The following is a 9758-nucleotide window of genomic DNA, read 5'->3' as shown; positions in this document are numbered from 1 at the left end:
TAAACGAACTTAAATTGCGCAGATTTACGCTCGGGGAAATCAGGAAGAAAATACTGCGTGGTTCCCCAGACTGAGTAAAAATGGTAAGTTTAAATCGGTATTTTTTCGAAATATCCTTATAATAACCTTCCCGCTTGTGTATTATTTCCGGTGTTCCAGGTTCAACGAGGTTCTGAATTGTTCATAATCCCCGCCATAGACTTAAAAGACGGAAACTGCGTGCGACTTCTCAAGGGAGAAGAAGGCACGGAGACCGTATTTTCAAACAGCCCTTCTGATACAGCGAGAAAATGGGAGCGGTGCGGAGCCGAGTGGATTCACGTCGTGGATCTTGACGGAGCATTTAAAGGAGATCCCAGAAATTTCGAAGCTGTAGAGGAAATAGTCCGCTCCGTCTCCTCAAACGTGCAGGTCGGAGGGGGGATAAGAAACACCGTCACCGTTGAGAGGTATCTCGAAATCGGTATCAAGAGGGTGATAATAGGCACTTCGGCCTTTACCGACAGGGACTTTCTCGAGGATATCTGCGGGAGATTTCCCGGGAAAATAGCTGTCGGGGTAGATACGAAGGAAGGGAAAATAGCCCTGCGGGGATGGAAGGAAACAATAGATACGAGCATCGCCCGGACGATGCTTGAATTCCGCGACATAGGAGTATCGCTCGTAATTCACACAAATGTTGACAGGGACGGAACCATGGAAGGAATAGACACGGCTTCGATAAAAAATTTTCTCTCCATGTCTCCCCTTCCGGTAATCGTTTCAGGCGGTATCGCGTCGCTTGCCGACCTGAGCAATATACAGTCCATCGCAGATGACAATCTGTTCGGAGCGATACTCGGGAAATCCATCTACTCAGGTTCCATCGATCTTAAAGACAGCATACAAAGGTTTCAATAAATATGGTTTCCAAAAGAATAATTCCATGTCTTGACGTAAAGGACGGGAGAGTGGTAAAAGGGGTTCGCTTTGTTAACCTCAGGGACGCTGGAGACCCTGTCGAGGTGGCGAAAAAGTACAGCGACGAGGGCGCTGACGAGATAACGTTTCTCGATATCACCGCCTCGCACGAAAAGAGGAAAACCATGATAGACGTGGTCGAGCGGACCGCGAGCGAGGTCTTCGTTCCCCTGACCGTCGGAGGGGGGCTGAGAACTGTGAAAGACGTAAGGGAACTTCTGCTAGCCGGGGCGGACAAGGTTACGATCAACACGGCGGCCATAACAGATCCAGACTTCGTAAGACGGGCTTCTGACAGGTTCGGAAGTCAGTGCATAGTGGTAGCCATAGATGCGAGGAGAAGAGAAGGCGGCGGATGGGAGGTCTTCACCCACGGCGGACGCAACCCGACCGGAATAGATGCCGTCGGATGGGCCGCGAAGATGGAGGATTTCGGAGCCGGAGAAATCCTTCTTACGAGCATGGACAGGGATGGCACGGAGGACGGATACGATCTTGAGCTCACAAGAACCATCTCCGAGACCGTCGGCATTCCCGTCATAGCTTCTGGAGGCGCGGGACGGCTTGAACATCTGGTTGAAGCGGTGGAAGCGGGACGGGCGGACGCCGTTTTGTGCGCCTCGATCTTTCATTACGGCAAGTATTCAATAAACGAGGCGAAGCAGTTCCTGTCGGAGAAAGGGGTACTTGTAAGACTGGTGTAAAAAGAGGTTTAGGATATCTTGCTCATACGAAAGCAGACCGAAGAAAACGAAAAAAAGCTGCTCAGTCCGATGGCGACTCTGAGCTGCGAATCCAAAGGAAGAGCGAACCCCGAGCGCGAATGCGACATAAGAACGTGCTTTCAGAGGGACCGGGACAGGATAATTCATTCCAAAGCCTTCAGAAGACTCAAGCATAAAACCCAGGTATTCATCTCTCCGACCAACGATCATTACCGCACAAGGCTGACTCATGTAATAGAAGTCTCCCAGATAGCCAGAACCATATCGAAAGCACTTATGCTTAACGAAGATCTGACCGAAGCCATAGCGCTAGGTCACGACCTAGGTCATACCCCCTTCGGCCATTCCGGGGAGGAAGGGCTGGATGAAGTGTTCCCCGGCGGATTCAAGCATGTTCACCAGAGCATAAGGATCGTGGATGTGCTGGAACGCGACGGAACGGGACTCAACCTGACGCATGAAGTCAGGGAGGGAATAGCTAAACATTCCAAGGGATGGGGAAAGGAGGGAATAGAGACCGAGGAGAACAGGCCCCTTACCCTGGAAGGCCAGGTAACCAAGATCTCGGATCTTGTCGCTTACGCGAATCACGATCTTGATGACGCAATCCGCTCGGGTATCATATCCCCCGGCGATGTTCCCGCAGAGTATATCTCGGTCCTCGGAGATACGGCTTCGCAAAGAATAAACACGATGGTAGTGGACATCGTTGAGCAGACCATCGAAAGAGGCGGGATGAGAATTCTGATGAGCGAGGAAGTGTTCGAAGCACTTTTGGGACTCAGGACCTATCTCTACGAGAATGTCTATGTAAGCGAGCGGCTGCTTTCGCTTCATAATAAATCCAAAAAAGTCGTGAAGGAGCTTTACTTGTATTTCTGTGAGAACGAGAAAATCTTCCGTGAGAGTTTCTACAAGATGCCCGTACAGAAGGATGAAACGCTGCAAAGGACGGTATGCGACTTCATCGCCGGGATGTCCGACCTTTACGCGCTTTCTCTTTACCAAAAGATATTCCTTCCTAGCAGATGGACAAAAGGCCAGGAAATACAGGACGCCTACCTATGAACGAAAAAAAGGGGGACCGGTCGTTGATAAATCTCGGAGCAGCGCCTTTTCTTAACATGCAACCGCTCATTTATCCTCTGGAAAAAGGGGTCGTCGAGCACAGCTTTAATATAATGTATTTTGACCCTTTCCTTCTTTCCGACAATCTGTCGGAAGGAGTGGTTGATGTCGCGCCCATTCCCTCGGTTGAATTTCTAAGAACCGATGACTACTGCATTCTGCCCGACATTTCCATATCCTCCTTCGGAAAAGTCGACAGCGTCGTACTCAAGGCACGAAAAGAAATAACGAAAATAAAAAGCGTGTCGGTTGACAGCAGGTCCAAGAGCTCAACGGCCCTGCTCAGAATCGTACTGGAGCTCTTCCTCGGTCTTAAGCCCGAATACGTAAAAAGAGAACCCGTAAACGGTTTCCTTCAGGGAGTTGACGCCGGGATGCTTATCGGCAACGCGGGTCTTCAGGCCCGTCATCTCTCTGCAGAAAAATCCGCCTTCACGTACGACCTGGGGGAACTCTGGACGAGGGAAACCTCCCTTCCCTTCGTATATGCGGTAATGGCGATCAAAAAAGGGGACGACGCTACAGCCAAAGGCTGTGAATGTCTTGTCTCAACGAGAGAACTAGGAGTGGAATTCATCCCGGAGATAGTGGATATCGAATCTCGGAAACTGGGTCTCAGCAGGGAGCATTGCACTACTTACCTTAAAGAGAGAATCAAGTATGACCTTGACGGCCCAAAGATTGAAGGACTCATCAAATATCGCGACCTTCTTTTCGAGCTTAACGAAATAGAGAAGAAAAACGAAATCGATTTCTACGTAGACCCTTCGGAGACGAAATCCGGAAGGAGACAAGAATGGAAAAACGGACCATGAGACTGGGCCACAGCCCCGACGCTGACGACGCGTTCATGTTCTACGCAATAGCGAGCGGGAAGGTGGCTTCCGGACAGATAGATTTCGAGCACGTGATTGAAGACATACAGTCACTCAATAAGAGAGCCATGAAAGGGGAGCTCGAAGTAACGGCAATCTCCGCCCATGGATACCTGAGCGTGCAGGACCGCTACCGGATTCTCTCCTGCGGGGCCAGCATGGGAAAAGGGTACGGCCCCATAGTGGTTGCCAAGAAGAAAATTTCTGACCTCCGGGGAAAAGTCGTCGCGGTACCTGGAAAGCTTACTACCGCATATCTTCTTCTGAGTCTATATGCTGATGATTTCATCCCAGTCGAAGTGCCCTTTGACAAGATCATGGACAAGGTGCTCGAAGAAGAGGTAGACGCGGGTCTTCTTATACATGAAGGACAGCTTACCTACGAAGAGACGGGGCTTTGCCTTCTGTTCGATCTTGGAGCGATGTGGGCCGAGGAAACCGATCTTCCGATGCCGCTTGGACTTAACGTGCTTCGAAGAGACATACCCCGGGGGCTTGATGCCGAAGTTCTTCGAGTACACAAAGAGAGCATAGAGTACGCCCTCTCGAACAAAAAAGAGGCTCTTGATTACGCGATGCGCTTTGGAAGGGGGATGAGCGAGGATACGGGAGAGAAGTTCGTTTTAATGTACGTAAACGAGTGGACCAGAGACCTTGGCGAAAGCGGAACCTGGGCACTTGAGTATCTTTTTGAAAAAGCCCACGCAAAGGGAATCATAGCCGAGAACCCAATGCTTGATATTCTCTGCGAGTAATTTTATTTCAACCGGCGGAGACAGCATCCGTTATCCGCCCTGGCCTTTTTTCTCCGAGATCACTTTTTCAACAAATCTGAGAAGAAACCCTATGAGACGGCGAAACTCATCTTCCCGTCTCCACGGCATCCTGAACCTGTCGCTTATCTCAACCTGGATTGCGGGAACCGAAAACCGCTTCGCAGCGAACTTGGCCACGGTCATCTGCCTTGCGGCGGGAAATATATCGGCGCTTCCGGCCGTGATTCCATATTCCTCGGCGACAAGATAAAACTTGTCAAGAACGTCAGGTGCCGAAAGAAGAAATTCCCTCTCATCCCCCACGCCTGGAAACAGATCCTCGGACCTCTCGTTTCCGGTACCGTGTATGTCCACAACTAGATCTACTTTCCTCTCGGACAGAACTTTCTCAAGCACAGCCTTAAACCCGCAGTCGTCATAGTAATTCGGGTCTGTTCCCTGTTCCCTGTTCGCGTAAAGACAGTGGCAGCCGAGAACCAGATGCAACACGGCTCCCAGAGCGGCGGTGTAGAATTCATGATGCTTCAGTTTCCCCATTCTCGTGTGAGCGGTCGAATGCGGACAGGTAACCAGAACCGGGACCGTGCCTTCAAGAAAAATGTTCTCTTCAGAGCAACCGTCGGGTTTCATCCTGTAATACTGCTTTTGGATATTCTCAAAACTGACGGCAAAAGAGAAAGGATCCTCTCCGCAGAGGGCGGGATTCGAGAACCAGTTGCCGCTTTTTATTATGTCCTCATCACCAATCTGCCTTCTGAGCTCCGGGCCGGGTTCATATACATAAAAAGACTCTTCTTCCAAGCGGATAACGGATCTTGAAAAAAGCTTTTCATCCACGCCTTCGAGGCGGTCCACGCTCCCGATAAAGAGTTCGGAATCCGAGGGAAGCTCATAAAGCTCTCCCCAGACAGCAAGCGGGGAAGTCTCATCAAACACGGCCGCCGGATAACCAAAAGGCGTACGGTAAAGTATCCCGGGAACTCTCATCATCCTGAGCAGCCTGCATCGCTCAAGGTGCCCACTTCTTATCCCGCCCTTTCGCAGGGTTCCGTAGACGAGAAGCTTTTCGGGCGTTGATTCGGTCATAGCAGATACTGAGGAAATTAATGCTCACAAGGATCCCGAGGGTCCTTTTTGTAGATTAAATTCCCTCTTACCATTGAGAACTGGAGATCCTCCGGTTTTGAAGACACTACGCAGGAATAAGGATCGGGGGCAATTCCCCCTTTGCAGCCAATGCATATGATGTCGGCACTTTTTCCGACCTCAAGACTCCCTGTCTCCTCCTCGATAAAAAGAGCCCTTGCTCCACCCAAGGTCGCGAAATAGACCGCCAGACGGGCGCTTTGCCGTATTCCCTGTTCAACCATAAGGTCATGCAGGAATCTGATCTCCTGGAAGAAATCAAGATCTGAGTTGCTTGAAAGTCCGTCGGTCCCGAGCCCTACCCTTTCATGATCAAGCATCTGGCTCAGGTTCGGTTTACCCACTCCGAGAAGAACATTGCTTCTTGGGCAGAGAATAATGCCGATATCGGCGTCTCGGATTATCTCCATGTCTTCATCCACCACCTGTACCATGTGAACGGCGGAGAGTTTCACGCCTTTTCCGCGAAGAAATCTGCTTATGTAGCGTGTCGGAGTATCGGCCCGCGGCCTTTCGAAAGTTTCCTTTTTTATGAGCGGGAAGATTTTCCGTTCAAATTCATTGGGAAGGTTCTTCAAAAAATCGACTTCATCAGGACTTTCGCCCAGATGGATTCCCGTCGCAACCGCGTTTTTCTCCGCGCAGGCAAAAACCGCCTCTAGAAGTTCCGGCCCGCAGGAATAAGGCGCGTGCGGGAAGGGTCTTTCCTCGTAGAGATCTTCGCTTCGGAATTCAAGCGAAGAAAGTCTTGGTGAAATGCGGTCAAAAAGTTCGAGAAACGCGATAATTCTCATCCCCGAGCTTCTGAGCATCTCCCTCCCGCCGAAATCCAAGGAAGATATTTCCCCTGCTGTAGTGACACCACTACCGATGACGTCGCGAATCCCCGCCCTCATTGAATTCTCGACAAGATCTTGATCAACTCCGCCGGCCTTAAGAGCGATCAGCCGCTCAAGCCATCCGGTAAAATCTTCGAAACCTCCGATCTTCCCCCTTGTCCAACTGAGTTCAAGGTGGGTGTGGGCGTTTACGAACCCGGGAAGTATTATCGAATTCTGCCTTCTTATTTTCTGCAAGCCGGGATAGTCAGTCTCGATTCTATCCGATGTTCCGATGTCAACGATACGTCCCCCGTCCACGACGACGGCTCCATTGCGAATTGGTTCAGAACTTATCGGAATCACCACATCCGCCTTTAAAAGCAGTCTTTCCATCAAAAAATGAATCGGTCGCTCTATAAATTTATAGTGGAAGGATTTCTTAGTTTGTAAAGAAGATCGTCGCTCAACATCCCCGAAAAGACTTCTTCCACCTCGCCGCGCATAGTGATCGCCCAGTCTTCCCCGACGTTTATGTCCAGATGCCCGCCGGGCATCAGCACCCTGAGATTCCGGTCCGTAAGGCCGGATTTCACGCACGCCGCGGCGACCGCGCAGGAACTGCTGCCTGAGGCAAGAGTGTAGCCGGCTCCTCTCTCCCAGATTAAAATACGAACGCTCTCGCGCGAGATCACCTGGGCGAACTGAACATTAGTCCTGTTTGGGAAGATGGGGTGGTTTTCTATCTCGGGTCCGAGTTTCCTTATGAGATCTTCTCTTAGCTCTTCGAAGAAAATAACGCAGTGGGGGTTGCCCACCGAAACGGCCGTAAAATCAAATTCTGATGCGCCGAGAACAAGGCGCTGCCCCACAGCTTCCTCCCCCTCCATGTCTACCGGCACCTCATCCGCCCTGAAAGTCGCCGCACCCATTTCCACCGTGACGTGGTGGACCTTTCCGTCTTTCTCCTCGACTTCGGCCGCAACAAGACCGCCGGGAGTATCTATGGAAAAAGTCTTGCTCGAGGCGTTTTTCCTCTCGTAGAGGTACTTGGCGAAAATCCTGAGCCCGTTTCCGCTTTTTTCCGCCTCGCTCCCGTCAGGATTGAGAATTCTGAGCCCGAAGTCTCCCCTTGCAGGGGGAACCAGAAGCAGTATGCCGTCAGAACCTATGCCGTAATTCCTGTGACATATGAGTTCTATGGCGGATTTGCCGAGATCAAAATCTATTTCGGCGCTGTCTAGGACAATATAATCATTTCCCAACCCGTGTGATTTTACAAAGCAGCTCATCACGTTGTTTGCAGTCTTGGGAAAATATTCCGTAAGGAGATATTAGTCCTCCAGAATGAAGGTGATCCTGACGTGGGAACGGTACTCGGCAATCTTCCCATCCTCTATGCGGGCGTTCATTTTCGTTACCTCGATTCCGGTAAGACCCCTCAGGGTTGAGTTCGCCCTGTCAAGAGCTTCCCGCACAGCGTCATCCCATGACTTATCAGATGAACCTATAACCTCTGTTACTCTAGCTACAGCCATCGTAATCCTCCTTAAAACAGTTTTTTGCCGTAATTCGGGGCGTATATTATAACGTTATTTCCAAATCTTTGTAAACAGACGACTTCATTCAAATTTGTGCTGCCCCGGGAAGATATATCCCATAACGAACGTCACCACCACGATGCAGAACCCGATCACGGCTCCGAGCGCAGCCCTTCTGCCTCTCCATCCGAGGGAAATACGTCCGTTTATCAAAAAAGCGTAAAGAAGCCACGTAACGGTAGACCAAGTTTCCTTGGCTCCCCACGTCCACACATCGCTCCATATTTCTTTTGCAAGTACGAAACCGATAACGAGACTCACGGTTAGAAGCGGGAACCCGAGCAGAAGACTCAGGTGGTTTATCTTGTCAAGCGTTATCAGGGAAGGAAGTTTTTTCAGGTGGCTTCCGACTCTTTTCGATTTCAGCTGGTTTTCCTGGAATATGTAGATTACGCCCGCTAGAAAAGATATCGCAAAAAACGCTTCTCCAAGAAAAATGGACAGTATGTGCGCCAGCACCCATGGGTTTCCAAGCGTCGGGTCCTGAGTAATCATCCCATCCGGAATGATCACGTAGGGCAAGGTTCCGAGAAAAGCCACGGGGAGCACGAACGCGCCGAGCACGGGGGTCTTGAACCTCAGTTGCGAAACTAAAAAGACAAGCGTTACAAGCCACGAGAAAATAAAAAGGGGCCTTGAAGTACTTCCGGCCAGTACGTCGCCACGCATGAGGAAAACAACTAGCAGTGCGGTATGAGCAAGCACCCCCGCAATGGCGAAATAAATGCCCGCCCGGGAGATTTTTCTTTTCTGCGACCAGAGGTAAGTGCCGTAAAGAAGAGAAGAAAGCAGGTAAAGGGCGGAAATCAGATAGATGACATTCATTGAAGGTATATTCTATTGCTTGGCCCGGCAAATACAAATCGGGAAAAGCCGTCAGGCCTCTGACAGATTCTTAAGACTTTCGGCTTGAAAATGGGCCGCGAGAGGCTCCAGCAGAGGATCAAGTTCTCCTCCCAGTACCGCCTCTACCTTATGGAGAGTGAGACCTATTCTGTGGTCGGTTATTCTCCCCTGAGGGAAATTGTAGGTTCTTATTTTTTCGCTTCTGTCCCCGCTTCCGACCTGGGTTTTCCTGGTGCGCGAAATCTCGCTTGCGCGTTTTTGCTCCTCAATCTCGTAAAGCTTTGCGCGTAGCATGCTCATCGCATGGACCCTGTTTTTCTGCTGCGAGCGGTCGTCCTGGCACTGCACGACGATTCCCGTTGGAAGATGGGTTATCCTTATCGCGGAATCCGTCTTGTTGACGTGCTGACCCCCGGGCCCCGAAGACCTGAAAGTATCTACCTTGAGTTCCTTCTCGTCCACTTCCACGTCAACCTCGTCGGCCTCCGGAAGCACGGCGACTGTCGCCGTTGACGTATGTATTCTCCCGCCGGCCTCCGTCGAGGGTATTCGCTGAACCCTGTGAACCCCGCTTTCATACCTGAGCTTGCCGTAAACTTCCCGCCCTTCGATCCTTACCACAAGTTCCTTTATCCCGCCGATCCCGGTTTCGTTAAGCGTTATGGTTTCCACCTTCCAGCGGCGGTTCTCGCAGTACCTCGAATACATTCTGAGGAGATCGGCCGCGAAAAGAGCCGCCTCCTCCCCTCCGGCTCCGGCCCTTATCTCAAGGAACACGTTTTTCCCGAGATTCGGATCTTTGGGCAGAAGAAGCTTTCTGAGTTTCGCTTCGAGCTCGCTTCTCTCCTCGGAAAGCTCTTCAAGCTCCTCGCGGGCAAGAGGC

Annotated in this window: 11 protein-coding genes; 5 read left to right on the top strand and 6 right to left on the bottom strand. The window is 50.9% G+C overall.

The window, feature by feature from the left end; translation table 11 throughout:
- The first annotated feature begins 177 nt into the window (after positions 1–177).
- Genes hisA through OXG10_03040 form a run of 5 tightly spaced genes read left to right on the top strand, consistent with a single transcriptional unit; the run spans position 178 to position 4443 of the window.
- Entirely contained in the window at positions 178–900 is a 723-nt protein-coding gene (gene hisA / locus OXG10_03060; GenBank protein MCY3826351.1) for a 1-(5-phosphoribosyl)-5-[(5-phosphoribosylamino)methylideneamino]imidazole-4-carboxamide isomerase, read from the top strand.
- Between the two features lie 2 nt (positions 901–902).
- Entirely contained in the window at positions 903–1664 is a 762-nt protein-coding gene (gene hisF, locus OXG10_03055; GenBank protein ID MCY3826350.1) for an imidazole glycerol phosphate synthase subunit HisF, read from the top strand.
- 18 nt (positions 1665–1682) lie between these two features.
- Positions 1683–2753, top strand: a complete 1071-nt coding sequence (locus OXG10_03050; protein ID MCY3826349.1) for a deoxyguanosinetriphosphate triphosphohydrolase — start codon at positions 1683–1685, stop codon at positions 2751–2753.
- Positions 2750–3628: a menaquinone biosynthesis protein gene (locus OXG10_03045; GenBank protein MCY3826348.1), complete on the top strand. Its 879-nt coding sequence runs from the start codon at positions 2750–2752 to the stop codon at positions 3626–3628. The genes OXG10_03050 and OXG10_03045 overlap by 4 nt, the downstream gene beginning before the upstream one ends.
- Positions 3610–4443 (top strand): ABC transporter substrate-binding protein, encoded by an 834-nt coding sequence (locus OXG10_03040; GenBank protein MCY3826347.1) that lies wholly within the window; start codon positions 3610–3612, stop codon positions 4441–4443. The genes OXG10_03045 and OXG10_03040 overlap by 19 nt, the downstream gene beginning before the upstream one ends.
- 30 nt (positions 4444–4473) lie before the next feature.
- On the opposite strand, the gene OXG10_03035 is transcribed toward OXG10_03040, so the two are convergent.
- The 6 genes from OXG10_03035 to prfA all read right to left on the bottom strand — a co-directional run.
- Complete coding sequence (locus tag OXG10_03035; protein MCY3826346.1) at positions 4474–5550, bottom strand: gamma-glutamylcyclotransferase; 1077 nt, start codon at positions 5548–5550, stop codon at positions 4474–4476.
- Between the two features lie 17 nt (positions 5551–5567).
- Complete coding sequence (locus OXG10_03030) at positions 5568–6824, bottom strand: amidohydrolase family protein (protein MCY3826345.1); 1257 nt, start codon at positions 6822–6824, stop codon at positions 5568–5570.
- 20 nt (positions 6825–6844) lie between these two features.
- A complete protein-coding gene (dapF, locus tag OXG10_03025) occupies positions 6845–7720 on the bottom strand; it encodes a diaminopimelate epimerase (GenBank protein ID MCY3826344.1) in 876 nt (291 codons plus the stop codon).
- A gap of 42 nt (positions 7721–7762) precedes the next feature.
- Positions 7763–7966, bottom strand: a complete 204-nt coding sequence (locus OXG10_03020) for a dodecin family protein (protein MCY3826343.1) — start codon at positions 7964–7966, stop codon at positions 7763–7765.
- An 84-nt stretch (positions 7967–8050) separates the two neighbouring features.
- Positions 8051–8854 (bottom strand): cytochrome c biogenesis protein CcsA, encoded by an 804-nt coding sequence (gene ccsA, locus OXG10_03015; GenBank protein ID MCY3826342.1) that lies wholly within the window; start codon positions 8852–8854, stop codon positions 8051–8053.
- 51 nt (positions 8855–8905) lie between these two features.
- On the bottom strand, positions 8906–9758 hold an 853-nt coding region (prfA, locus tag OXG10_03010), incomplete at its 5' end, for a peptide chain release factor 1 (GenBank protein MCY3826341.1).

The organism is Candidatus Dadabacteria bacterium (assembly GCA_026706695.1).
In the GTDB taxonomy this organism is placed as follows: Bacteria; Desulfobacterota_D; UBA1144; order Nemesobacterales; family Nemesobacteraceae; genus Nemesobacter.
This window is presented reverse-complemented; position numbering and strand designations above follow the sequence as displayed.